Source organism: Betaproteobacteria bacterium (genome assembly GCA_009377585.1).
GTDB lineage: Bacteria > Pseudomonadota > Gammaproteobacteria > Burkholderiales > WYBJ01 > WYBJ01.
Window position 1 is genome coordinate 21256 of record WHTS01000005.1, and the last position, 24741, is coordinate 45996.

Here is a 24741-nt window from a genome sequence, read left to right on the forward strand (position 1 = left end):
CCTCGCAGCCGAGCGTATAGAATCGTCCCGCTCCCCTGCCTTCCTCATGAACTTCTGCTCAAATTGCGGCACTCGTGTCGTGGTCCGCGTCCCCGCCGGCGACACCTTGCCGCGGCACGTCTGCGACGCCTGCGGCACGATTCACTACCAGAACCCGAAGATCGTGGTCGGCTGCATCCCCGAATGGGAGGACCGCATCCTGCTCTGCCGGCGCGCCATCGAACCGCGGCGGGGGCTGTGGACGGTGCCGGCCGGGTTCATGGAAAACGGCGAGACCACCAGCGAGGGTGCCCAGCGCGAGACGCTGGAAGAGGCCAATGCCCGTGTGGAAGTGGGCGAGCTGTTCGCGCTCTACAACATCCCGCACATCAGCCAGGTCTACATGCTGTTCCGGGCGCGCCTGCTCGACCTCGATTTCTCCGCCGGCGCCGAGACGCTGGAGCTCAAGCTGTGCCACGAGAGCGACGTGCCGTGGGACGACATCGCGTTCGCCACCGTACGCAACACGCTGAACCATTACTTCAACGACAAGCGCAAGGGCGCGTTCGGCTTTCACATCGGCACGATCCAGCCGATGCCGCGAACGCCGTCGCAGCCCGGTCCGTGACCATCACCGCCGTGCGCAAGCACCTTCCGAGGGACCCATGAACGCTACCGATGCGGCGCTGCCCGCGTTTCGCTGGGACGATCCGTTCCTGCTCGACGAGCAGCTCGAAGACGACGAGCGCATGGTGCGCGACAGCGCCCGCGCCTATTGCCAGGAAAAGCTGATGCCGCGGGTGCGCGATTCGCACCGCCACGAGCGCTTCGATCGCGAAATCCTGAACGAGATGGGGGCACTGGGCTTTCTCGGCCCCACGATCGAGGGCTACGGCTGCGCGGGCGTGAATCACGTCTGCTACGGCCTCATCGCGCGCGAAATGGAGCGCGTCGACAGCGCCTACCGCTCGGCTTCCGGCGTGCAGTCGAGTCTGGTGATGTTTCCGATCTACGCTTATGGCAGCGAAGCGCAGCGGCAGAAGTATCTGCCCAGACTCGCAAGCGGCGAGTGGGTCGGTTGCTTCGGTTTGACCGAGCCCGACAACGGCTCGGATCCGGGCGGCATGCAGACCCGCGCGCGCTCGGTGGATGGCGGCTACGTCGTGAACGGCTCGAAGATCTGGATCACGCACGCACCGATCGCCGACGTGTTCGTGATCTGGGCCAAGGACGATGCCGGCAAGATCCGCGGCTACATTCTGGAAAAAGGCATGAAGGGGCTGTCCACGCCCAAGATCGAGGGCAAGTTCAGCCTGCGGGTCTCGATCACCGGCGAGGTAGTCATGGATGACGTGTTCGTGCCGGCGGAGAACCTGCTGCCGAACGTCTCCGGCCTGGCAGGCCCGTTCGGCTGCCTGAACAAGGCGCGCTACGGCATCGCCTGGGGTGCGATGGGCGCGGCCGAGTTCTGCTGGCACGCCGCGCGTGAATACACGCTGGAGCGCAAGCAGTTCGGCCGGCCACTTGCGGCCAACCAGCTCATCCAGTTGAAGCTTGTCAACATGCAGACCGAGATCGCGCTCGGGCTGCAGGCGGCGTTGCGCGTCGGAAGGTTGCTGGACTCGGGCCGCTGGTCGCCGGAGATGATGTCGATCGTGAAGCGCAACGCCGCCGGCAAGGCGCTCGATATCGCCCGCATGGCGCGCGACATGCACGGCGGCAACGGCATCTCGGACGAATACCACGTCATCCGCCACGTCATGAACCTGGAAGCGGTGAACACCTACGAAGGCACGCACGACGTGCACGCGTTGATCCTGGGGCGCGCGCAAACCGGCATCCAGGCCTTCTTCTGAACATGCCCAGCCGCCCATCACACGCCCGCCTGGCCGCTCGCCTGCTGGGCGGCTTGGTGTTGGTCGTTGCGCTCGGTGCGGCGGCCGCCTACGCACCGGGCGACAGCGACACGGACGTCGAAGCGGCCGGCACATCGATCGAGCTCTCCGTCTACAAGCCGCCGTCTTACCGCGGCGAGGGCATGATCGTCTCGCTGCACGGCCTGGGGCGAAACGCCACCGGCTATCGCGACCACACGCGCGGCCTCGCCGAGCGCTTCGGGGCGCTTTTGATCGTGCCGTATTTCGATCGCGAGCGCTTCCCGACCTGGCGTTATCAGCGCGCCGGGATCGTTCGCAGGAACGCCGAAACGGGGGCGTTCAGCGCGCAACCGCCCGAACAATGGACCGGCGAAGTTTTGCGTGCCGTCATCGACGCCGTGCGCGCCCACGAGGGCGCACCCGACCTGCCCTACGTCCTCATCGGTCACTCGGCCGGCGCCCAGTTCCTCGCGCGCATGACCGCGTTCGCGCCGTTGCCCGCGGCGCGCATCATCATCGCCAATCCGTCGTCCTGGGTGGCGCCGACACTTGCCGAGCCTTTTCCCTATGGCTTCGGCCGCCTGCCCGCCGAGATCGGCAACGAGCGCGCGCTCGAGCGCTATCTGGCGCAGCCGGTTACCGTGGTCCTGGGCACCGCGGACACGGGCTCGATCGATCTCTCGCAAACCGCCGGAGCGAAACGGCAGGGCGTGCATCGCTATGCGCGCGGCACGCATGTCTTTCAGTCCGCCGCCGCGATGGCGCACGACCGCGGCTGGCGCTTCGGCTGGCAGCTGGTGGAGATTCCGAATGTCGGTCATAGCGCTCGCGCGATGTATGCGAGCCCGGTGGCGGAACGCGCGTTCTGCCCGGAGCCGGCGCAAGCGCCAGGCGCAGCCGGCGCCCGCTCCCCCGCGTCCTGGCCCTGCGGACGATAACCCGTCGCGAGGCCGTCTCACCGCTGCGCGTTGCTGTTCTGACGCTCAGCACGCGAGCCGCGCCCGCTCAGTCGGCGCTCAACTTGCCGCCCCTCGCGCGGACGCGCTATGCTCCAGCGCCGCTTGCGCGCGCATACTTTTCCAGCGCCGCTTGCGCGCGCATGCTTCGCTAGCCTCGAACCTCGATTGCAACACCAAGGAGCCGGCCATTGAACAAGGAACTCGGCGTTGCCGTGATCGGCGCGGGACGCATCGGCACGTTGCGCGCGAGGCTCGCGGCGAAGCACCCGTCGGTGCGCTTCATCGCGATCTCCGATGCTGATCCGGAACGCGCGCGCAATCTCGCGCAGCAGACCGGGGCGGCCTATCACTGCGCCGACAACGACGAAGCGATCGCGCGCCCGGAAGTCAATGCTGTGTTCGTCTCCACCCCGGAGGGGCAGCACGCGCCCGCGGTGCGCAAGGCGCTCGAGCTCGGCAAGGCGGTCCTGGTCGAAAAGCCGATCGCGCTCTCGCTCGCCGATGCCGACGACATCCTGGGCACATTGCGGCAGACCGGTGGCACGTTGCGGGTCGGCTACAGCCGCCGCTTCAAGGAATGCTTTCTGCGCGCCAAGGAACAGACCAGGTCAACATGGCGTTTCTCGGCAGCAACACCGCCGGCGACTGGGCGCTGGGCGACTTCTGGGGTCCGCTCGGCAACGAGACGCGGGCCTGGCTCGATCACCTGGTCACCGGCAATCCGACGGCGCATACGACCCCCGAGCAGGCGCGCGTGAACCTCGAGACCACCATCGCGATCGAGCGCGCGGTCGCGACCGGCAAGCCGGTGCGGCTGCCGCTGGAAACATGAGCCGCGCGCAGTCGAAGCGGCTTGCGCCGCTGGAAGACGTATTCGCGAACCATCCGATCGCGCAGCTGCTGGGCATTCGCCTGCTCGGCATCACTCGCAGCCGCATCCGCGCCGAGCTGCCGGTCAAGCCCCAGCACATGAACCGCGGCGGACGCGTCGCCGGCGGCGTCATCATGACCTTCGCCGATCTGCTCGGCGCCCGCGGTACCGTCGCCAATCTGCCGCCCGGTGCCCGCACGACCACGCTCGAATCGAAAACCAATTTTTTTGCGGCCGGCGAAGCACCGCTGCTGCACGCGGTATCCGTCCCGCTGCACATCGGCCGCACCACGATGGTATGGCAGACGACGGTGCGCAATGCCGATGGGCGCATGGTCGCGGTCGTGACTCAGACCCAGATGGTCTTGCTGCCGCGCGCGGACAAGCCGGTGGAAAGTGCTGCCGAAACGGAACCGCCTGTCCGCAAGCGTTCCGGCGCGTCCGCTCGGCCTACGAGCTCGTCCGGCACACGCTCGTCCGCCACGCGCGCGGCAGCAAGAAGTGGCACGCGCCGCGTCAACGGCTCGCGCGCACGGATCGAACGGCCGTGAAGCAGAGCAAGACCATCGGGCTTGCCATCGTCGGCTCCGGACGCATCGGCTCGCTGCGCGCACGCATCGCCGCCGAGCACCCGGCCGTGCGCTTCGTCGCGGTTTCGGACATCGAGACCGCGAAGGCGCGCAAGCTCGCCGAAACCGTCTCGGCCGACGCCTGGTCGGCGGACAATCTCGAGATCATCTCGCATCCCGAAGTGAACGCCGTGGTCGTCTCCACCAGCGAAGGCGAGCACGTCGAGGCGGTGCTGCAGGCGCTCGCCGCGGGCAAGGCCGTGCTGGTGGAGAAGCCGATCGCGCTCACCCTCGCCGATGCCGATCGCATCCTCGCCGCGTGCGATGCCGCCCGCGGGGATTTGCGCGTCGGCTACAGCCGGCGCTTTCGCAAGCGCTATCAGGTCGCGAAGGAACAGATCGTGCGCGGGCGCATGGGCCGGCTGATCGGCGCCCAGGCGCGCGTCTACAACTCGCGCTCGCAGGCGCTCGCCATGCTCGCGCGCAATCCGCACGCGACGCCGGTGGTCGATGCGCTCACCTACTACGTCGATCTGATGAATTGGTTCTTTGAGGGCCGGCGCCTCACCGAAGTGACGGCGGTCGGTAGCCGTGGCGTGCTCGCCGCGGCCGGGCACGCCACAGACGATCTCACCTGGGCGATCCTGCGCTACGACGATGGGGCCGCGGTCAATCTGGGCGTGTGCTACGCGCTGCCGGAAAAGTACCCGGCGCTGGGACATGCCGCGCGGGTGGAGCTGCTCGGAACGGACGGCGTGATGCACACCATGAGCACTGACACAACCGATCTGAACCAATTCCGGACCTGGCTGGGCCGCAAGGATTCGGCGGAAGACGAAATCACGGCGTGGCCGGTGAAGGCGATGACCGCCTCGCTCGATCGCGACGAGCCGACGCCGCAACGCGGCGAACCAATCCCGCTCGGCTGGCATTGGTTCTACTTCCTCGAGGCACGACGCCAATCCGGGATCGGACCCGACGGCCATCCGCAGCGCGGCGGTTTTCTGCCGCCGCTGCCGTTGCCGCGGCGCATGTGGGCGGGAGGGCGCATGGAGTTTCGGCGGCCGCTCATCATGGGCGAGCCCGTGCGGCGCGAGTCCGAGATCGTCTCCATCGAGCCCAAGCAAGGCCGCAGCGGGACGCTGGTGTTCCTCACCGCGCGCCACACCATCTACGGCTCGGGCGAAGTCGCAGCGATCGACGAGCACGACATCGTCTTCCGGGAAGCCGCCCGGCCGGGCGAGGCGCCGGCCTCCGGCAAGCCCGCGCCCGAGTCGGCTGCCTGGCGACGGTCGCTCACCGCCGATCCGGTGCTGCTGTTCCGCTTCTCGGCGCTGACCTTCAACGGCCATCGCATCCACTACGACCTGCCGTATGCGACCGGCGAAGAACATTACCCGGCGCTGGTCGTGCACGGCCCGTTGCAGGCCACGCTGCTGCTCGATCTATGCCGGCGCCATAGCCTGCGTCCGGTCGCGCATTTCGACTATCGCGCGATGAGCCCCGTGTTCCATACCGAGACGTTCACGATCAACGCCAACCCCTCTGCCGATGGATCGAACGCCGAGGTCTGGACCCCGAACGAGAAGGGAGCAATCGCGATGGCGGGGACGGTGCGGTTCGGCTGAGTTCCTTGGACCACTCCGTCCGCGACGTTGTCGCGTCCAGCCCCTCCTTGGCAAGGAGGGGAACGCTGCAAGCCTCGCCGCTTCTCACGGCGGGGTGCCGGCGAAGCTGACGGTTGATATCGTTGTCCCCTCCTCTCAGGAGGAGGGTTGTCGGCACAGCCGACGGGGGTGCGCCCGGGAATTCGCGGACCATAGCGGCGCGAGCTTCCCGGGCGAGGGGCCCCACGAAGTGGGGATCGACCGCAAAGCGAGTCGACGCCAACCGCCGGGCGCAGATCGTCGAGCCTGCGCCGAAGCTATACGAGGCGGTCCGCGCCGAGCGAACGGCATCGGCCTGCATGCCGATGCGCGCCCTGCAAGGGGTGTGGTTTACAAGCGCCCATCAACCTCCTGCGCCGTGGTGAAGTGGTGCACCGACAAGTCGGTGCCGTCGAATTCCTGTTCGGACGTAAGCCGTATGCCCACGATCGCCTTCAACAGTCCATACACGATCGCACCGCCGATCACCGCGACTGCGACCCCGAGCACCGTCCCCACCAGCTGCGACATGAACGTGACCCCGCCCAGGCCGCCGAGCGCCTTGGAGCCGAAGATGCCGCACGCGATTCCGCCCCAGGCGCCGCACAAGCCATGCAGGGGCCATACGCCCAGCACGTCGTCGACGCGCATGCGATTCTGGGTGGCGGTGAACATCCACACGAACAGCGCGCCCGCGATGCCGCCGGTGACAAGCGCGCCGATCGGGTGCATCAAGTCCGAGCCGGCGCAGATGGCCACCAATCCGGCCAGCGGACCGTTGTGGACGAAACCAGGGTCGTTGCGACCGACAACCATGGCGACCAGAATCCCGCCCGCCATCGCCATGAGCGAGTTGACCGCCACCAGGCCGCTGATCTTGTCGATGGTCTGGGCCGACATCACGTTGAATCCGAACCAGCCGATCGACAGGATCCAGGCGCCGAGCGCGAGAAACGGAATGCTCGAAGGCGGCTGGGCAGTCACGCGCCCGTCCCGGCCATAGCGGCCGTTGCGCGCGCCGAGCAGGATGACCGCCATGAAGGCAATCCAGCCGCCCATGGCATGCACGACCACCGAACCGGCGAAATCGTGGAACTCCGCGCCGAAGGTCGCCTTGATCCAGCCCTGCACGCCGAACTGCTGGTTCCAGGCGATGCCCTCGAACAACGGATACACGAAGCCGACGATCAGGAACGTCGCGGCAAGCTGCGGATAGAAGCGGGCGCGCTCGGCGATGCCGCCGGAGATGATGGCGGGCACCGCGGCAGCGAACGTGAGCAGGAAGAAGAACTTCACCAGGTCGTAACCGCTGCGTTGCGCGAGCTGTTCGGCGCCGGCGAAGAAGTTCACGCCGTAGGCGAGCGCATAGCCGATGAAGAAGTAGGCCAGGCTCGACATGGCGAAATCGCACATGATCTTCACCAGCGCGTTGACCTGATTTTTCGCCCGCACCGTACCGAGCTCGAGAAACGCGAAGCCGGCGTGCATGGCGAGCACCATGATGGCGCCTAACAGGATGAACAGTACGTCGGTCGAAACCTTCAGCGCTTCCATCAGCCCCTCCCCTGGCAATCGAATTGGAAAGGGCGGCAAGCAAGCGTTGTTCCAAACAAGTAGAATCCCGGCTTTTCATAGGCTTATGTCGTCGATTCGGCGCGGCTAGGGCAGTTGCCGCACTTATGTGGTGCCTGGGCCCCGTTTAGCGCACATCATTGGTGCGTCGGAGAGGATGCCGCTTCAGTCGGGATGCGTTTGCGCCGTTTCTGTTCCTGCCGCGTTTATCTTCCTGCCGTGCTCGATTGCCGAACCTGCCTGCTCGTGCCATCCTGCATCCCCTGATGTGCCGGCCACAAAGCCTGAATCGCGAGGTCCGAATGCAAAGCGCAACTGCGCATAATCCTGCCCCGGAACGCCTTCTGAGCCTCGATGCCGTCGTGAAAGACCTCGTCGCCGATGGGCTGGTGGCGAAGGAAGTCGGGGAGAAGCTGCTGCGGGACCGGCGGCTTGCGCGCAGCGACACGCACCCGCTGGTGGTGGTGGCCGACCAGAAGTGGCGCGATGCGCACAATCCCAAGAAAACGCTGACGGTGGAGGGCCTGACCCAATGGCTCGCCGAGCGGGTGCAGCTGCCCTACCTGCACATCGATCCGTTCAAGATCGACTTCGCCACGGTCACCAAGGTGATGTCGAACGCCTATGCCACGCGCTTCAAGATCCTGCCCGTGGAGGTGACGCCAACCCGGGTGGTGATCGCGACCTGCGAGCCTTACGTGCGCGAATGGGAGCCTCAGCTCATTCACATCCTGCGCAAGGAGATCAAGCGCGTCATCGCCAACCCGCTCGACATCACCGGCTATATCGTCGAGTTCTACAACCTCGCGCGCTCGGTGAAGATCGCCACCGAGCAGGACAAGGGCGCCTACAGCCAGATCGCGAATTTCGAGCAGCTGGTCCAGCTCGGCCGCAGCGGCAAGCTCGACGCCAACGACCAGCACATCGTGCACATCTGCGACTGGCTGCTGCAGTACGCGTTCGATCAGCGGGCGAGCGACATCCACATCGAGCCGCGGCGCGATTCAGGCAACGTGCGCTTCCGCATCGACGGCGTGATGCATCAGGTCTACCAGATTCCCACTCCGGTCATGGCCGCCATGGTGAGCCGCATCAAGGTGCTGGGGCGCATGGACGTGGTGGAGAAGCGCCGGCCGCAGGACGGGCGCGTGAAGACCCAGACCCCGGAAGGCAACGAGGTCGAGCTGCGCCTTTCCACCATGCCCACCGCGTTCGGGGAGAAGCTCGTCATGCGGGTGTTCGACCCGGAAGTGCTCGTGCGCGACTTCTCCGAGCTGGGCTTCTCCGACGAGGACTCGCGGCGCTGGAACGCGATGGTGAGCATGCCCAACGGCATCGTGCTCGTGACCGGACCGACCGGATCGGGCAAGACCACCACGCTTTATTCGACGCTGAAATCCCTGGCCACTCCGGAAGTGAACGTCTGCACGGTGGAGGACCCCATCGAGATGGTGGAACCGGCCTTCAACCAGATGCAGGTCGTGCAGGGCATCGATCTGTCGTTCGCCGCCGGGGTCCGAACGCTGCTGCGGCAGGACCCCGACATCATCATGGTGGGCGAGGTCCGCGACCTCGAGACCGCGGAAATGGCCGTTCAGGCCGCGCTCACGGGACACCTGGTGCTCTCCACGCTGCATACCAACGACGCGCCTTCGGCAATCTCGCGGCTGCTCGATCTGGGCGTGCCGTATTACCTGCTAAACTCGACGCTCAACGGCGTGATGGCGCAGCGCCTCGTGCGCACGTTGTGCCCGCATTGCAAGCAAGCCGGCGAGCTCAAGGACGAAGCCTGGGACATGCTGGTGACGCCCTGGAAGGCGAACAAGCCGGCGACGGTGTATTACGCCAAGGGGTGCCTCGAGTGCCGCATGACCGGGTACATGGGACGCGTCGGTCTCTACGAAATGCTCACCATGACGCCGGTGCTGCGCCGCCTGGTGACCACCGAGACCGACCTGCAGGCGCTCACCGAACAGTGCTACAAAGAGGCGATGAAACCCCTTCGCATCAGCGGCGCAGCCAAGATCGCGGCCGGCGTGACCACCATCGACGAAGTGCTGAAGGTCGCACCGCCCGCAAGCGGCGATCCGCGCAAGGCAGCGCGCTAGATCGCCGCGTTCGCCCAGGGCAATCCGAGCGCAACCGCAACCGGCCGGGTGCACGCCATGGCGGCTAGCGCTCGCAGCCGCAGGAAGAACGAAGCGCGGACGGGCCGCGTGGAGAACGAAGCGCGGGCGGGCCGCGCGGGCCCTTGGATCGCCATCGGACCGATCGCGGTGCTGGCCGCGTGGGTGGTGCTGGTGTTCGTTCCGCCTGCGCTGCGCCTGCAGGCGCTGTACGCGTGCATTGCGGCTCTGTCGGTGGCGGTGTTCGCGACCGCCTTCTATCTTGTTTCCCATCCCGAGCTGCGCCGCACGCGGCCGGCGCAGCCTGCAGGCGCCCGCGATCCGTCGCCACTGCCGCCGCATTCAACGACGCCATCCTCGGGCGACTCGACGGGCCGCATCCAGGCTATGGCTGCCGACGTTGCCGACGACAGCGATGCCCGTTTTCGCCTGGTGGTGGAAGCGGCGCCCAATGCCATGATCATGGTCGACGCCGGCGGCGCGATCCAGCTGCTCAACTCCCAGGCCGAACGGCTGTTCGGCTACCAGCGCTCGGAGCTGCTCGGGCAATCGATCGAAGTTCTGCTTGCGCACAACGAGCGCGCGATGCACCGTGCGGTGCGCGGCGCCTACATGCGCGCGCCGGAGACGCGTCGCATGGGAGCGGGGCGGGATCTTTTCGGCTTGCGCCGCGATGGCGTTGAAGTGCCGATCGAGATCGGGCTCAATCCGATCGCTACCCGAGTGGGCAACTTCGTGCTCGCCTCGATCATCGACATCACCGAGCGCAAGCGTACCGAGCAGGCATTGCGGGCGAGCGAAGAGCGCTTCCGCTTGCTGGTCGAGTATGCGCCCAACGCCATGATCATGGTCGATCAGGCTGGCAAGATCGTGCTGCTCAACGCGGAAGCGGAACGCCTGTTCGGCTACGAGCGCGTGGGGCTGGTCGGCAAGCCGATCGAGACGCTCGTTCCGGAACGCTTCGGAACCGAGCACTCGCGCCTGCGAGGCGGATACCTCGATGCGCCACGCGTGCGCCCGATAGGAACGGGCGGCGATCTCTACGGGCTGCGCCGCGACGGCACCGAGATTCCGATCGAAATCGGTCTCAATCCGATCCGCACCACCGAGGGCGCATTCATCCTTGCGAGCGTGATCGACATCACCGAGCGCAAGCGGGCACAGGAGCAGATCGGCGCCGCCCTCACGGAGAAGACCGTTCTGTTGAACGAAATCCATCATCGCGTGAAGAACAACCTGCAGGTGATCACCAGCCTGCTCAACCTGCAGGCCGGGCGCGCACGCGATCCCGCGGTGCGCGCCTTGATCGCCGAGAGCCGGGACCGTGTCCAGGCGATGGCGCTCATCCACCAGCTGTTGTTCGAGCGGCGCGACTGGTCGCTGGTGCAGCTCGGACCGTATCTGCGCCGGCTCGGCGACCTGTTGTCGAGCACCTACGGGCGCAGTCGCATAGAATTGGAAGTCGAGGCGGACGACGTCGAGCTCGATGTACAGCGCGCCGTGCCGTGCGGACTGCTGGTCAACGAGCTCGTCACCAACGCCTTCAAGCATGCCTTCCCGGGAGAACGTACCGGGCGCATACGAATCGAACTGCGACGCGAAGCCGACAGCCTTGCCAGGCTGCGCGTCTCGGACACGGGGTGCGGGCTGCCCGAGGATCTCGACATCGAACGCAGCGAATCGCTGGGAATGCAACTCATACCCCTGCTCGCCGAACAGGTTGGTGGAACGCTGAGCGTGGAGCGTGGTTCCGGCGCCCGCTTCGAGCTGCGTTTTCCGATCGAAACCATAGGTGCTTCGACATGACGACAGCCAGCGTCCTGGTGGTGGAGGACGAGCGCATCGTCGCGCTCGACCTGAAAGTGCGCCTGTCCTCGCTCGGCTATACCGTTGCGGGCACCGTACCGAGCGGCGAGCAGGCGTTGCAGACCGCCAGGGAGCAGCTGCCCGACATCGTCCTCATGGACATCCACCTGGAAGGCGCGATCGACGGCATCGAGGCCGCGCGCGCCCTGCACGAGACGCTGCACATTCCGGTCATCTTCCTCACCGCTTATTCGGAGGACAGCACGCTCGCGCGCGCGGAGCAGACCCTGCCGTTCGGCTTTCTGCTGAAGCCCGTCGACGAGCGAGCGCTGCATGCCTCCATCCAGATGGCGCTCGCCCGCCATGCCGCCGAAAGCGCGCTGCGCGAAAGCGAGCAGCGTTTCCGCGACGTAGTGGACGCGACTGGCGAGTTCATCTGGGAGACCGATGCGAACGGCCGCTACGTTTATGTTTCCAAGCGGGCCGAGGAGATCATGGGCTATCCCGAGGCCCAGCTGCTGGGTCACAGCCCGACCGAGCTGATGCCGCCCGAAGAACGCGAGCGTCTGGCATCCTGGTTCTGCGAACAGATCCGGTCGCACAAGCCGTTTCGCGGGCTCGAGCACATGATGGTGCGACCGGACGGCACACCGGCATGGCAGCGCATAAGCGGCGTTCCGCGCACCGATGCGCGCGGGCACTACCAGGGCTACCGGGGAACCGGTCTGGACGTGACCGAGCGCAAGCGCATCGAGGCGCGGCTGCAGCAATTGAACGAAGAGCTGGAGCAGCGCGTTCGCGCCCGCACGTCCGCCCTGGAGCGTGCCAACCGGGAGCTGGAAGCGTTCTCCTACTCGGTGTCGCACGACCTGCGCGCTCCGCTGCGCAGCATCGAAGGCTTCGCTGCGATCCTGCAGGAAACTCAGGGCGAGCGCCTGGATGCCGATGGGCAGCGCTGCGTGGAGCGCATCCGCGCCGGTACCATGCGCATGTCCGAATTGATCGAGGCGCTGATCATGCTCGCGCGGATCGCGCGCTTCGAGGTCAATGCCCAGCCCGTGGACGTGAGCGCAATCGCACGCGAATGCGTCGAGGAGCTTGCACGTCATGCGCCCGACCGGGAAGTCGCAGTCGTGATCGAGCCGGGCATCATCGCCAGCGCCGATCGCTACCTGGTGCACAGCCTGCTGGAGAACCTGCTGGGCAACGCGTGGAAATTCACTGCGCGCACGCTAGAGCCTCGCATCGAGCTCACGCGAACCGACGCAGCCTCGGGCATGTTGCAGCTGACGGTGCGCGACAACGGCGTCGGCTTCGACCCCTCGCAGGGCGAGCGGCTGTTCACGCCGTTTCAGCGCCTGCATCGCGAGAGCGACTTTCCCGGCACCGGAATCGGCTTAGCGACCGCCAAGCGTATCGTCGAGCGCCATGGCGGAGCCATACGGGCCGAGTCGGCGCCGGGCCGGGGCGCCGCCTTCCACTTCACCCTGCCGGCGGCCGCGGCCACCGCGCGCGACGGCAGCCGGATGCACTAGTTCTACTTGCTAAGTGCGCGCATCGCGCGGTCCAGTCCGTCGATCGTGAGCGCATACATGCGCCCGCCCATCAGCTGACGCGTGATCTCGATCGATTCGTGGTAGGGCCAGTGCGCCTCGGGCTGCGGGTTGATCCAGACGGCATGCTCGTACACGCCGAGCATGCGCTCCAGCCAGAGCGCGCCGGCCTCCGGATTGGTGTGCTCGACGCTGCCCCCGGGATAGGTGATTTCGTACGGGCTCATGGTGGCGTCGCCCACGAACACGAGCTTGTAGTCGTGGCCGTACTTGTGCAGCACATCCCAGGTCGCGATCTTTTCGTTGAAACGGCGCCGGTTGTCCTTCCACACCCGCTCGTACAGGAAGTTGTGGAAGTAGTAGTACTCGAGGTGCTTGAACTCGGTGCGCGCGGCCGAGAACAGCTCCTCGCACACCTTGACGTGATCGTCCATCGAGCCGCCGACATCGAGGAACAGCAACACCTTCACCGCATTGTGCCGCTCGGGCACCATCTTGAGATCGAGCCAGCCGGCATTGCGGGCAGTGGAGCGGATGGTATCGTCGAGATCGAGCTCGTCGGGCGCCCCTTCGCGGGCGAACTTGCGCAGCCGCCGCAGCGCCACCTTGATGTTGCGGATGCCGATTTCGACTTGATCGTCGTAGTTCTTGTACTCGCGCGCATCCCAGACCTTCACCGCGCGGCGGTTGCGCGATTCCTTCTGACCGATGCGGATGCCTTCCGGGTTGTAGCCGTAGGCGCCGAAGGGGCTGGTGCCGGCGGTCCCGATCCACTTCGAGCCGCCCTGGTGGCGGCCTTTCTGCTCCTCGAGGCGCTTTCTCAGCGTCTCCATGAGCTTGTCCCAGCCGCCGAGCGCCTCGATCAGCTTCTTCTCTTCGTCGGTAAGGTACTTGTCGGCCATGTGCCGCAGCCATTCCTCCGGGATCTCGGCCACCATGCCGTCAATCGCGAGGATGCCCTTGAAGTACTTGCCGAACGCGCGGTCGTACTTATCGAAGTGCTTCTCGTCCTTCACCAGAGAGGTGCGCGCGAGGTAGTAGAAGTCGTCGACCGAGCAGTAGGCGACGTGCTTCTTCAGCGCCTCGATCAGGACCAGGAACTCCTTGATCGAGACCGGAACGCCGAATTCCTTCAGTGTGAAAAAGAAATCGATCAGCATTGGGTCACAGCATGGTGGCGTCTTGCATGTTACGTCAGGTCTCTGGGGTCAGGTCTTGCATGTTGCATCGCTGCGCCGCCGCCGGGGTCAGGTCTTGATTGTTGCACGTCGTGGTCAGGCCTTTCTTGCAGCTCGGGCTCTGATGCAACAAGCAAGACCTGACCCCCTGAGGCGGCGGTCAAGTGGTCTTGCGGCGCGACATGAAGACGAGCTTCTCGAACAGGTGCACGTCCTGCTCGTTCTTGAGCAGCGCGCCGTGCAGCGGCGGCACCACCTTGTGCGTGTCGCTGGTGTGCAGCGCCTCCGGCGGGATGTCTTCGGCGAGCAGGAGCTTCAGCCAATCGAGCAGCTCCGAGGTCGACGGCTTCTTCTTCAATCCCGGCACCTCGCGAATGCCGAAGAACGCTTCCATCGCCTCCCGCACCAGCTCCTTCTTGATGCTGGGGAAATGGACGTCGACGATCCGCCCCATGGTTTCCTTGTCCGGGAAGCGGATATAGTGAAAGAAGCAGCGGCGCAAGAACGCGTCTGGCAGCTCCTTCTCGTTGTTGCTGGTGATGATCACCGTGGGCCGATGCCGGGCGCGCACGAGCTGCTGGGTCTCGTAGACGTAGAACTCCATGCGGTCGAGCTCGCGCAGCAGGTCGTTGGGGAATTCGATGTCGGCCTTGTCGATCTCGTCGATCAGCACGATCGCCGGCACATCCGATTCGAATGCCTGCCACAGCACTCCGGGGACGATGTAGTTGGCGATGGCGTGCACCTTGGCATCGCCCAGCTGCGAATCGCGCAGGCGCGACACGGCGTCGTACTCGTACAAGCCTTGCTGCGCCTTAGCCGTTGACTTGATGTGCCACTGGAACAGCGGCCGGTCCAACGCCCTCGCGACCTCCTCGGCCAGCATGGTCTTGCCCGTTCCCGGCTCGCCCTTCACCAGCAAGGGACGCTCGAGCGTGATGGCCGCGTTCACGGCCATCATGAGGTCTTCGGTGGCAATATAGGACTCAGTTCCGATGAAACGGGACATGACGTGACCTCGAGATGGGAACGGATCGATTATAGCGGCGATCGGCCGCTGCCCTCCTGCGGCTGGCCGCTTTCCTCCTGCGGCTGGCCGCTTTCCTCCTGCGGCTGGCCGCTGCCCTCCTGCGGCTCGTGGGCCGGCGTGCTGCCGTCGATCCCGGCCGCCGTCGCCTCCGGCTCTGCGTTCGCCGCCGCGGCGAGCCGTTGTTCCAGAGCGCGCAGCTTGTCGCGAATCGCCGCGCCGACGTGGATCTGCGGCTCGGAAGGCACGAACCCCTGTTCGCGTTCACGCGCCTCGATCGTCTTCCGAGCGTTGGCGAATGCGTCCTCGAACGAAAGCGAGCTGCGCAATTCTTCGTCGAATAGCGCCTTGGCGAGATAGGTGAAGTCCGATGCCGATCCGCAGCCGAACGATTGTCGGCTTGCGGCTGCGGCCGTGATGATGAGCGTGCGCTCGTCTTTCAGCGGCGCGATGTAGCCGCCCGAATAGCAGGCCGAAATGACGATCACCCGCCAGCGGATGCCCGCATCGTCCAGGGCCTTGCGCAGGTCTGCAGGATCGATCTCGGAGAGCTGGAGCGGCCATAGGTCGACGGAGAGCCGGTGCTTCTCGGAACCGTGCGAGGTGAGGTACAGGACGAGCAGGTCCTCTTGCGCATCCATGCGCCGGCCGATCGCGGCCAGGGCCGCGCGAATGCTGGTGAGCGTCGCGATCGGCCATTGGGTAAGCGTCGCCCGATTGTTGACCAGACGCACCGTTCGGCCGCGCGCATCGAAGCGCTGTTCCAGAAGCTCGGCGATCACCCCGACCTCCTTCATGAATACGTCCTCCGACGCATACAGGGCGGCGGTCAGGACATAGACATCGTCGATCCCCACCCGGCTGGGCGACAGCGCGCCGAGCGCTTGCTCGAGCAGGCGCGGCTGCGCATAGAAGGCGGATTCGGCTACGAGGCCTCGATCGGCGCCTGCGTCCCATGCCCCGTCATAGGCACGGCTCCAGAGCGGCCCGGCGGGAATCCAGTAGGCCGGCGCGACCAGCAGAATCAGGCCGTATGCGACCGCGCGCATGCGCCCGAGCGCAGGCGCGCGCACGAGGCGCGCAATCGCAAGCGAAACAGCCGCCGCCCACCAGAGCAGGAATCCGTACCACAGATACGGGCCGAGCTGCGGCCGCACACGATCGAGACCGCCGCGTTCGAACAGCAGGCCGGTCAACCCGATCGGTATCGACAAGACCACGGCGAGCGCAGTCGCAGCGACCGCGATTCGCAGCGCGAGCCCGGAATCGTTCGCGCACTCGGCACACGCCACGCCGCACAACAGCGCAGCCGCGAGCAGGAACAGGGCGCGCGGAAGCGCGTACAGATTGAGCTGCCCGTCGAGACCGACGCCCGCCAGCTGGAAAACGAACGCGAGCGCGACATGGAGCAACCCCAGCGCAGCCAGCACGCGGGCCTGCGGTGCGAACGCGGCCGCGTCGGCGGGACGGAACAGCGCAAGCCGCAGCGCGGCGACGAGCGCAGCGCGGACCGGACGAGCGGGCAGCCCATTACTCGCCGGCGTCATGACCGCGGCGGGTCGGTCTTGAATCGTTCCAGGTCCAGGACGGTGTCGATGTCGGCGACCACGCCGGGATCATCGCATTCGATGAGCACGATCCGATCGCGTTCGGCGCGCAGGATCTCGCGCGCGCCGGCGTCCCCTGAAAGGGCCGCTACCCGCGCACCGTAGGCGGCCGCGAACCCGACCGGATGACCGCGCTCGCCGCGATGGACCGGTGCAACGAGCGGCGCGCCGTCTTCGAGCGCGCCGGCTACCGCACGAATCGTCTCCGGCCGTACCTTGGGCATGTCCGCCAGCGCGACGATCCAGCCGTCGGCGTCCGCACGGGCGCGCACCGCATGCGCCAGGCTCGATCCCATGCCCTGCCACGCGCTCGGGCACGGCTCGACGGCAATCCCGGCAGCACCCAGAAGCTCCGCCAGCCGCACATCTTCGGGCCGAACGACGGCGATCACCTCGTGCAGCGCCGCCGCGAGATTGCGCGCCGCCATCACTCCCACCGGCGTACCGTCCGCAAGCCTTGCCAGCAGCTTGTCACCACCGAAGCGCGTCCCCTGTCCTGCCGCCAGCAATACTCCGACGATGCGCATCCCGACGCTCCATGAAACCGCCTCATTGTAGGCGCAGCGGCGCGCTTCGGTATCCCGGGAATCGGTTGCGCCATCCCGGGAATCGGTTGCGCCATCCCGTGTCCGCGCGCGCCGGCCATATAGTGCGCACGACGCGCGGACAAGCCCCAAGGCAGTGCCGTAGAATGAATCGAATCGTGTGCTGGAGAGAACGGCTATGAGCAGCATCGGCTTCATCGGTCTGGGCATCATGGGCAAGCCCATGGCGCTGAATCTGATCAAGGGCGGGCATACCCTGTACCTCAACTCGCGCAGCGGCGTGGCCTCCGAGCTGACCGCGGCCGGCGGCAAGGCGTGCGACTCGCCCAAGGCAGTTGCGCAGCAGTCCGACGTCATCATCCTCATGGTTCCGGACACGCCCGATGTCGAGAAGGTGCTGTTCGGACCCAACGGCGTGTCCGAAGGCTTGAGCAAGGGCAAGCTCGTCGTCGACATGAGCTCGATCTCGCCGCTCGCGACCAAGGACTTCGCCCGGCGCATCAACGCGCTCGGCTGCGATTACCTGGATGCGCCGGTGTCGGGCGGCGAAGTGGGTGCCAAGAACGCGGCACTCACCATCATGGTCGGCGGCCCGCAGGCCGCGTTCGACCGCGCCAAGCCGATCTTCGAGCAGCTAGGCAAGAACATCACGCTGGTCGGCGGCAACGGCGACGGTCAGACCTGCAAGGTCGCCAACCAGATCATCGTTGCGCTCAATATCGAGGCTGCTGCGGAAGCGCTGCTGTTTGCCGCCAAGGCCGGCGCCGATCCGGCCAAGGTGCGGCAGGCGCTGATGGGCGGGTTCGCCGCTTCGCGCGTGCTGGAAGTGCACGGCGAGCGCATGATCAAGCGCACCTTCGATCCCGGCTTTCGCATCGAGCTGCACCAGAAGGACCTCGGTCTCGCACTATCGGGCGCGCGCGCGCTCGGCATGAGCCTGCCGAACACGGCGACAGCGCAGGAGCTGTTCAATGCGTGCGTCGCCAACGGCGGGGCTCAGTGGGACCATTCCGGCATGGTGCGTGCGCTGGAGCGGCTGGCGAACCACGAGGTTGGAAAGTAGCGTCACTTCGGGCACCTGCTTGCTTCCCTCACCCCCTGCCCCTCTCCCGGAGGGAGAGGGGAGTAAGAGCCCTTCCGGATGTCCTCCATCGTGCAGACCCTCGATCGCGTGGAAAGCAACGACCGGCTGCCGTCCACAGGCAACGGCCGGGTGCTGCCGGCGGCCGAACGCGCGAGCCTGCTCGCCGCATTGAGCGAGTTCCTGCCGGCCGACGCTGTCCTGTTCGATCGCGAAGACCTGAAGCCGTACGAGTGCGACGGGCTCTCCGCCTACAAGCAGCTGCCCGCGATCGTCGTGCTGCCGCGGAACGAGGAAGAAGTGCGCCGCACGCTCGGGCTGTGCAGCGCGCGCAATGTCCCGGTAGTTGCGCGCGGAGCCGGCACGGGTCTATCGGGCGGCGCGCTGCCGCATGGCGCCGGCGTGCTCATGTCGCTTGCCCGCTTCATGCGCATCCTCGAGACCGACCCGCTAGCGCGCACCGCCCGCGTACAGCCCGGCGTGCGCAATCTGGCCATCTCGGAGGCGGCGGCGCCCCACGGCTTGTACTACGCGCCGGACCCGTCGAGCCAGATCGCCTGCACGATCGGCGGCAACGTGGCCGAGAATTCCGGGGGCGTGCATTGCCTCAAGTACGGGCTCACCGTGCACAACATTCTGCGGCTGCGGATGTGTACGAGCGAGGGTGAGATGGTCGAGATCGGCGCCGATGCGCTCGATAGTGCCGGGTACGATCTGCTGGCGCTGATGACGGGATCCGAAGGACTTCTGGGCGTCGTCACCGAAGTCACGGTCAAGCTGCTGCCGAAGCCTGAAACCGCCCGCTGCGTGCTCGCCGCGTTCGACAGCATCACGGCAGCCGGCAACGCCGTTGCCGATGTCATCGCTGCGGGCATCATTCCGGCCGGCCTGGAGATGATGGACAAGCAGGCGACGGCGGCCGTGGAGCCGTTCGTGCATGCGGGTTACCCGCTCGACGCCGAAGCGATCCTGCTGTGCGAGTCCGACGGCACGGCGGCGGAAGTCGAAGCGGAGATCGGCCGCGTGAACGAAGTCATGCGGGCTGCCGGCGCCTACGAGGTTCGGGTATCGCGCGACGAGGCCGAGCAGCTGCGCTTCTGGTCGGGGCGCAAGGCCGCCTTCCCCGCGGTCGGGCGCATCTCGCCCGACTACTACTGCATGGACGGCACCATTCCGCGCAAGCGCCTGGCCGAGGTGCTCGCAGGCATCGGCGCCCTCGAACGCAAGTACGAGCTGCGCTGCGCCAACGTTTTCCATGCCGGCGACGGCAACCTGCATCCGCTGATTCTCTACGACGCAAACGCGCCCGGCGAGCTGGAACGCTGCGAAGCGTTCGGCGCCGAGATCCTGGAGCTTTGCGTTGAGGCGGGCGGCACCATCACCGGCGAGCACGGTGTCGGCGTGGAAAAGATCGACCAGATGTGCATCCAGTTTCCGCCCAAGGTGCTTGCCGCTTTTCATGCGGTCAAGTCTGCGTTCGATCCGGCCGGCATTCTCAATCCCGGCAAGGCCGTGCCGACGCTGCATCGCTGCGCCGAGCTGGGTCGCATGCATGTGCACGGCGGGCAAGAGAAGCATCCGGAATTGCCACGCTTCTGAGCGCGCACGCTTTCGATTCGGCATCGCACGAGTGAAGCATCTACAACCGAAATGCGATCCGTCGTTCCCGCGCAAGCGGGAGCCCAGGCCCAGCGGCGCGAGTCCTGGATTCCCGCTTGCGCGGGAATGACGCTGCGAGGACCGGCTGCTCTCATGCACGACCTTGTCACCGAATGGTCCGAGCGCATCCGCGAAGCGGCGGCGGCCGGCGAGCCGTTGTGCATTCGCGCTGGCGGCAGCAAGGATTTCTACGGCGGCATTCGCCAGGGCGCCTTGCTCGATACTTCCGACTACCGCGGCATCGTGGAGTACGAGCCGACCGAGCTGGTGTTGATCGCTCGCGCCGGAACACCGCTCGCCGAGATCGAGCACGCCCTTGCCGAACGAGACCAGATGCTCGCGTTCGAGCCGCCGCATCTCGGCCCCGCTGCAACGTTGGGTGGTGCAATCGCCTGCGGACTTTCCGGGCCGCGGCGCGCCGCTGCCGGCTCGGCGCGCGACTTCGTGCTCGGCGCGCGCATCCTCGACGGCCGCGGCGACGAACTGGCATTCGGCGGCAAGGTGATGAAGAACGTCGCCGGCTACGATGTTTCCCGCCTGATGGTCGGTGCAATGGGAACGCTGGGATTGCTCCTCGACGTTTCGCTCAAGGTGCTGCCCGAGCCCGCACACGAACTGACCTTGCGCTTCGAGCTGGACCAGGCAGCGGCGATCCGACGCATGAACGAGTGGGCTGCACGACCTTACGCCATATCGGCAACCTGCCATGAGGAACGCGTGCTCGCGATCCGCCTGTCGGGAACGCAGGCCGGCGTGGAAGCGCTCGCACGGCAGCTCGGCGGCGAGCGGGTGCCCGATTCCGCCGAGTTTTGGCGCGCCGTGCGCGAGCAGCAATGCAGCTTCTTCCGAGGCGCGGCAACGCTGTGGCGCCTGTCGGTCAAATCCACCGCGCCTGCCCTCGCGCTGGCCGGTCCGCAGTTGCTCGAATGGAACGGTGCGCTGCGCTGGGTGCGCACCGACGCCGACCCTGTCGAGGTGCGCAAGCTGGCGCACAAGGCAGGCGGGCACGCCACCTGGTATCGCGGCGCGGCCGAGCGCGCGAACGTGTTCCATCCGCTGGCCGAACCGCTCATGCGCCTGCACAGACGCCTGAAGCAGACCTTCGATCCGGCCGGCGTTCTCAATCGCGGGCGCCTGTACCCCGATCTGTAGAATCGGGAACAGACCGCCCCATCGAGCCTGCATGCAGACGAATCTTGCTCAGTTCATCAAGGACACGCCCGAAGGCCAGGAGGCCGATGCGATCCTGCGCAAGTGCGTGCACTGCGGGTTTTGCAACGCGACCTGCCCGACCTATCAGTTGCTGGGCGATGAGCTGGACGGACCGCGCGGGCGCATTTATCTCATCAAGCAGGTGCTCGAAGGCGCCAGTCCGAGCGAGAAGACGCAAATCCACCTGGACCGATGCCTCACCTGCCGTGCGTGCGAGACCACCTGTCCGTCCGGCGTGCAGTATGCGCGGCTGGCCGACATCGGCCGTGCCGTGGTGGAAGCTCGGGTGGAACGCCCGCTCGCCGAGCGGCTGCGACGTAGCGCTCTTCGGCGCACGTTGGCCGAGCCTCGGCTGTTCGCACCGCTGCTCGCACTCGGCCAACTGGTGTCACCGTGGTTGCCATCGACGCTGCGCGCCCGAGTGCCGCCACGCGAGACCCGGAGCCCATGGGCACCGCTTCGCCATGCCCGTCGCATGCTGGTGCTCGATGGCTGCGTACAGCCCGCGCTCGCTCCAAACATCAACGCCGCCGCATCGCGCGTGCTGGACCGCCTCGGGATCTCACTGCAGCGCGTGGCCGAAGCGGGCTGCTGCGGCGCGATCGACTTCCATCTGAACGCCGCCGATACGGCACGCCAGCGCATACGCAACCTGATCGATGCCTGGTGGCCGCACCTCGAAGGCGCCGAAGCGATCGTCTTCACCGCCAGCGGTTGCGGGGTGATGCTGAGGGACTATGCGCATGTTCTGGTCGACGATCCCCGCTATCGCGACAAGGCGCGGCGCATCGCCGAATCGTGCCGCGACTTGAGCGAAGTGCTGCTCGCCGAGCGCGAGAAACTGCGGGCCGCATGCGAGCCCGCGGCCGCGCGCCGCGTGGCGTTCCATTCGCCGTGCACCCTGCAGCATGGATTGCGCGTGCGCGGCGCGATCGAGACGTTGCTGAGCGACCTCGGTTTCGAGCTTGCCGCCGTGCCCGATGCGCACTTGTGCTGCGGCTCGGCGGGAACGTATTCCATCCTACAACCCGAGCTGTCGCAGCGGCTCAAGGACGCGAAACAGGCTGCGCTGAATTCCGGCCAGCCGGACGAGATCCTCACCGCCAACATCGGCTGTCTCATGCATCTGCGCGCGGGCATGCAAACGCCCCTGCGGCATTGGATCGAGGCGGTGGCCGAGCGGATCTCGACGGGCACGTAGGGCAAGAAGCATCGAATGACGTTGTTGATGTCAACGGCAGCGTACGCAGGCAGAGTTCCGCCACCCCGGTGCTAGAATCGGCCGGCTGGAGGATCATCGTGTCGCAGAGCAACCCGTCCGCCGCTTCGCCCACCGACTTCGACCGGCTTTTCAGCCCCCGCGGCATTGCACTCGTCGGCGCATCGGCCACCGCCAGCAGCGTGGGCGGGCAGCCGCTTCGCTTCCTCACCGAGTTCGGCTATGCCGGCCGGGTCTATCCGGTGAACCCGAAATACCCTGAGCTCAAGGGTCTCACCTGCTATCCGGACGTGCGCGCGGTGCCTGATCCGTGCGATCTGGCGATCATCGTGGTCGGCGCGCGCCATGTGCCCTCGGTGATCGATCAATGCGGCAGCCGCGGCATCCCGTTCGCCATCGTGCTGAGCGCCGGCTTCCAGGAAATCGGCAGCCGCGGCGCGGACAACCAGCGCGCGCTCGAGCAGGCGCTTGCGCGCAATCCGGTGCGCATCGTCGGACCGAACTGCATTGGGGTGCTCAACCTGAACGAGCACATCCACGCCGGCTTCGGCGGAGCGATGTCGAATCCGAACCTTCGGCCGGGGCGTCTGGCGATGGTCACGCAAAGCGGCGGCTTCGGCTTCGGTGTGGTGGCTGCGGCCGACCTGCAGGGCGTCGGATTCAACTACATCGTCTCTACCGGCAACGAGACGAGCATCAAGGCGACCGAGTTCATCCGCTATCTGCTCGAGCGCGATGACACCGATGCGGTGGTCGCATACCTCGAAGGCAGCACCGACGGGCGCGGCCTGCTCGAGATCGGCCGGCGCGCGCTCGAGCTGGAAAAGCCGGTGCTCATGTGGAAGGTCGGCAACTCGCGTTCCGGAAAGCGCGCCGCCACCTCGCACACCGGACGGCTGAGCGCGGGGCCGGAGCTCTTCCGGCGCGCGGTGGAGCAAGGCGGCTTCATCGAAGTCGGCGACACCGACGACGTGGTCGACCTCGCGCAGTTCCTTAGCTATCGCAAGCGCGCCAAGGGCAATCGCACGGTCATCCTGACGCTCTCCGGCGGCGCCGGCGTGCTGGTCGCCGATCTGTGCGAAGCGCACGGGTTCGAAGTGCCCGAGACTTCCGCCGAAACGATCGCCAAGCTCAAACCGCTCGCGCCCGAGCTCGGCTCGCTGACGAACCCGATCGACCTGACGCCGCAAGGCTACGACGACGGATTCGCCGCCTACAACCGCGTGATCGACACGGTGCTCGCCGCGCCCGAGTTCGACCAGGCGATCGTGCGCTCCGCGCCGGGCTCGATCGCATCGGCATGGGCGCCCGGCTTCGTCGCGGTGGCCGCGCGCAGCGACAAGCCCGTCACGCTGCAATGGGGCTCGGGCTCGGAGCGCAACCAGGAAGCGTTCGACATCGTTCGCCGAGCCGGCATTCCGTCGTTCCTGTCGCCGCGGCGCTCCATGAACGCGCTCGGCGCGATGTACCGTTTCGGCCTCAAGGCGCAACGGCTCGAAGCGCGAATCCAGAAGGCAGGCGATCGCCCCGTGCCGCCGCAATCGCTCGATCTGCCGGGCGGCGGCGGCGCGCTGGGCGAGCGGCGCTCCAAACAGATCCTCGCGCGCTACGGCATCCCGGTCGTGCGCGAAACGCTGATCGCCGAGCGCGACATCGATGCTTTGCGCACGGACGAATTCACGTTCCCGCTCGCGGTCAAGATCGAGTCGCCCGATATCGCGCACAAAACCGAAGCCGGTGCGGTGCGGCTGCGGATCGCCGACCTGCCCGCACTGCAGACAGCCGCGCGCGAGGTGATCGCCTCGGCGCGGAAGTATCGGCCCGACGCCCGCATCGAAGGCGTGCTCGCACAGGAAATGGCCGCCGGCACCGAAGTGATCCTCGGCGCGGTCGACGACCCGCATTTCGGCCCGACGGTGATGTTCGGGCTGGGCGGCGTGCTGACCGAAGTGCTGCATGATGTCACGCACCGCTTCGCGCCCTTCGACCAGGGCACGGCCCTCGACATGCTGGCGGAGATCAAGGGTGCGGCGCTGCTGCGCGGTTATCGCGGCGCACCGGCACTGGATACCGAAGCGCTCGCCGATACGCTGGCGCGCCTGTCGTGGCTGATCCACGACCATGCCGGGCGCATCGAGGAAATCGACGTGAATCCATTGTTCGTGCGCCCCCGCGGGCAAGGGGTCGTCGCGGCCGATGCATTGATCGTACTGCGTGAGGATGGCCGCTCATGAGCAGCCTGCGCGGTCGCTGAA

General features: G+C 66.6%; 19 protein-coding genes. 14 read left to right on the forward strand and 5 right to left on the reverse strand.

Annotated elements, in window-relative coordinates; all coding sequences use genetic code 11:
• Positions 1–46: 46 nt before the first annotated feature.
• The 6 genes from GEV05_02895 to GEV05_02920 all read left to right on the forward strand — a co-directional run bounded on the left by GEV05_02895 (position 47) and on the right by GEV05_02920 (position 5883).
• On the forward strand, positions 47–607 hold the full coding sequence (locus GEV05_02895) for an NUDIX domain-containing protein (protein MPZ42345.1): 561 nt from the start codon (positions 47–49) through the stop codon (positions 605–607).
• Between the two features lie 37 nt (positions 608–644).
• On the forward strand, positions 645–1835 hold the full coding sequence (locus tag GEV05_02900) for an acyl-CoA dehydrogenase (protein ID MPZ42346.1): 1191 nt from the start codon (positions 645–647) through the stop codon (positions 1833–1835).
• 2 nt (positions 1836–1837) lie between these two features.
• On the forward strand, positions 1838–2794 hold the full coding sequence (locus GEV05_02905) for a hypothetical protein (protein MPZ42347.1): 957 nt from the start codon (positions 1838–1840) through the stop codon (positions 2792–2794).
• A gap of 185 nt (positions 2795–2979) precedes the next feature.
• Positions 2980–3573: a hypothetical protein gene (locus tag GEV05_02910; GenBank protein ID MPZ42348.1), complete on the forward strand. Its 594-nt coding sequence runs from the start codon at positions 2980–2982 to the stop codon at positions 3571–3573.
• 70 nt (positions 3574–3643) lie between these two features.
• On the forward strand, positions 3644–4237 hold the full coding sequence (locus tag GEV05_02915; protein ID MPZ42349.1) for a hotdog fold thioesterase: 594 nt from the start codon (positions 3644–3646) through the stop codon (positions 4235–4237).
• On the forward strand, positions 3985–5883 hold the full coding sequence (locus GEV05_02920) for a hypothetical protein (protein ID MPZ42350.1): 1899 nt from the start codon (positions 3985–3987) through the stop codon (positions 5881–5883). The genes GEV05_02915 and GEV05_02920 overlap by 253 nt, the downstream gene beginning before the upstream one ends.
• Before the next feature lie 369 nt (positions 5884–6252).
• Here GEV05_02920 and GEV05_02925 read toward each other — a convergent pair whose 3' ends face one another.
• A complete protein-coding gene (locus tag GEV05_02925) occupies positions 6253–7455 on the reverse strand; it encodes an ammonium transporter (protein MPZ42351.1) in 1203 nt (400 codons plus the stop codon).
• 320 nt (positions 7456–7775) lie between these two features.
• Between GEV05_02925 and GEV05_02930 the strand changes: the two genes are divergently transcribed.
• The 3 genes from GEV05_02930 (at position 7776) to GEV05_02940 (ending at position 12940) form a co-directional block, all read left to right on the forward strand.
• Positions 7776–9581, forward strand: coding sequence for a type II/IV secretion system protein (locus GEV05_02930; GenBank protein ID MPZ42352.1), 1806 nt, complete (start codon positions 7776–7778; stop codon positions 9579–9581).
• 405 nt (positions 9582–9986) lie between these two features.
• Positions 9987–11405, forward strand: a complete 1419-nt coding sequence (locus GEV05_02935; protein MPZ42353.1) for a PAS domain S-box protein — start codon at positions 9987–9989, stop codon at positions 11403–11405.
• Positions 11402–12940 carry a PAS domain S-box protein gene (locus GEV05_02940; protein MPZ42354.1) on the forward strand — a complete coding sequence of 513 codons (1539 nt, stop codon included), beginning with the start codon at positions 11402–11404 and terminating at the stop codon, positions 12938–12940. The genes GEV05_02935 and GEV05_02940 overlap by 4 nt, the downstream gene beginning before the upstream one ends.
• Before the next feature lie 2 nt (positions 12941–12942).
• Here the strand turns inward: GEV05_02940 and GEV05_02945 are convergent, their stop codons facing one another.
• From GEV05_02945 to GEV05_02960, 4 genes are all read right to left on the reverse strand, one after another.
• Positions 12943–14118 carry a VWA domain-containing protein gene (locus GEV05_02945; protein ID MPZ42355.1) on the reverse strand — a complete coding sequence of 392 codons (1176 nt, stop codon included), beginning with the start codon at positions 14116–14118 and terminating at the stop codon, positions 12943–12945.
• 178 nt (positions 14119–14296) lie between these two features.
• Positions 14297–15145, reverse strand: coding sequence for an AAA domain-containing protein (locus tag GEV05_02950; GenBank protein MPZ42356.1), 849 nt, complete (start codon positions 15143–15145; stop codon positions 14297–14299).
• 29 nt (positions 15146–15174) lie between these two features.
• The gene (locus tag GEV05_02955; protein MPZ42357.1) at positions 15175–16710 is read right to left on the reverse strand and encodes a hypothetical protein; all 1536 of its coding nucleotides are present in this window, start codon (positions 16708–16710) and stop codon (positions 15175–15177) included.
• Positions 16707–17297, reverse strand: coding sequence for an NTP transferase domain-containing protein (locus tag GEV05_02960; GenBank protein ID MPZ42358.1), 591 nt, complete (start codon positions 17295–17297; stop codon positions 16707–16709). Before GEV05_02960 ends, GEV05_02955 begins: the two co-directional genes overlap by 4 nt.
• Positions 17298–17493: 196 nt before the next feature.
• Between GEV05_02960 and glxR the strand changes: the two genes are divergently transcribed.
• The 5 genes from glxR to GEV05_02985 all read left to right on the forward strand — a co-directional run bounded on the left by glxR (position 17494) and on the right by GEV05_02985 (position 24720).
• Positions 17494–18378: a 2-hydroxy-3-oxopropionate reductase gene (gene glxR / locus GEV05_02965; protein ID MPZ42359.1), complete on the forward strand. Its 885-nt coding sequence runs from the start codon at positions 17494–17496 to the stop codon at positions 18376–18378.
• Positions 18379–18456: 78 nt separating this feature from the next.
• Positions 18457–19995, forward strand: a complete 1539-nt coding sequence (locus GEV05_02970; protein ID MPZ42360.1) for an FAD-binding protein — start codon at positions 18457–18459, stop codon at positions 19993–19995.
• A 153-nt stretch (positions 19996–20148) separates the two neighbouring features.
• Complete coding sequence (glcE, locus tag GEV05_02975) at positions 20149–21207, forward strand: glycolate oxidase subunit GlcE (GenBank protein MPZ42361.1); 1059 nt, start codon at positions 20149–20151, stop codon at positions 21205–21207.
• Positions 21208–21238: 31 nt separating this feature from the next.
• Positions 21239–22468, forward strand: a complete 1230-nt coding sequence (gene glcF / locus GEV05_02980; GenBank protein MPZ42362.1) for a glycolate oxidase subunit GlcF — start codon at positions 21239–21241, stop codon at positions 22466–22468.
• On the forward strand, positions 22258–24720 hold the full coding sequence (locus tag GEV05_02985) for a CoA-binding protein (GenBank protein ID MPZ42363.1): 2463 nt from the start codon (positions 22258–22260) through the stop codon (positions 24718–24720). Before glcF ends, GEV05_02985 begins: the two co-directional genes overlap by 211 nt.
• Positions 24721–24741: the final 21 nt, after the last annotated feature.

Coding starts and splice junctions, on each gene's coding strand:
- GEV05_02945 (MPZ42355.1), bottom strand. CDS start 14,118: ATGCTGATCGATTTCTTTTTCACACTGAAGGAATTCGGCGTTCCGGTC.
- GEV05_02900 (MPZ42346.1), top strand. CDS start 645: ATGAACGCTACCGATGCGGCGCTGCCCGCGTTTCGCTGGGACGATCCG.
- GEV05_02970 (MPZ42360.1), top strand. CDS start 18,457: ATGTCCTCCATCGTGCAGACCCTCGATCGCGTGGAAAGCAACGACCGG.
- GEV05_02940 (MPZ42354.1), top strand. CDS start 11,402: ATGACGACAGCCAGCGTCCTGGTGGTGGAGGACGAGCGCATCGTCGCG.
- GEV05_02925 (MPZ42351.1), bottom strand. CDS start 7,455: ATGGAAGCGCTGAAGGTTTCGACCGACGTACTGTTCATCCTGTTAGGC.
- GEV05_02930 (MPZ42352.1), top strand. CDS start 7,776: ATGCAAAGCGCAACTGCGCATAATCCTGCCCCGGAACGCCTTCTGAGC.
- GEV05_02960 (MPZ42358.1), bottom strand. CDS start 17,297: ATGCGCATCGTCGGAGTATTGCTGGCGGCAGGACAGGGGACGCGCTTC.
- GEV05_02895 (MPZ42345.1), top strand. CDS start 47: ATGAACTTCTGCTCAAATTGCGGCACTCGTGTCGTGGTCCGCGTCCCC.
- glcE (MPZ42361.1), top strand. CDS start 20,149: ATGCACGACCTTGTCACCGAATGGTCCGAGCGCATCCGCGAAGCGGCG.
- glxR (MPZ42359.1), top strand. CDS start 17,494: ATGAGCAGCATCGGCTTCATCGGTCTGGGCATCATGGGCAAGCCCATG.
- GEV05_02935 (MPZ42353.1), top strand. CDS start 9,987: ATGGCTGCCGACGTTGCCGACGACAGCGATGCCCGTTTTCGCCTGGTG.
- GEV05_02920 (MPZ42350.1), top strand. CDS start 3,985: ATGGCAGACGACGGTGCGCAATGCCGATGGGCGCATGGTCGCGGTCGT.
- GEV05_02955 (MPZ42357.1), bottom strand. CDS start 16,710: ATGACGCCGGCGAGTAATGGGCTGCCCGCTCGTCCGGTCCGCGCTGCG.
- GEV05_02950 (MPZ42356.1), bottom strand. CDS start 15,145: ATGTCCCGTTTCATCGGAACTGAGTCCTATATTGCCACCGAAGACCTC.
- GEV05_02905 (MPZ42347.1), top strand. CDS start 1,838: ATGCCCAGCCGCCCATCACACGCCCGCCTGGCCGCTCGCCTGCTGGGC.
- glcF (MPZ42362.1), top strand. CDS start 21,239: ATGCAGACGAATCTTGCTCAGTTCATCAAGGACACGCCCGAAGGCCAG.
- GEV05_02915 (MPZ42349.1), top strand. CDS start 3,644: ATGAGCCGCGCGCAGTCGAAGCGGCTTGCGCCGCTGGAAGACGTATTC.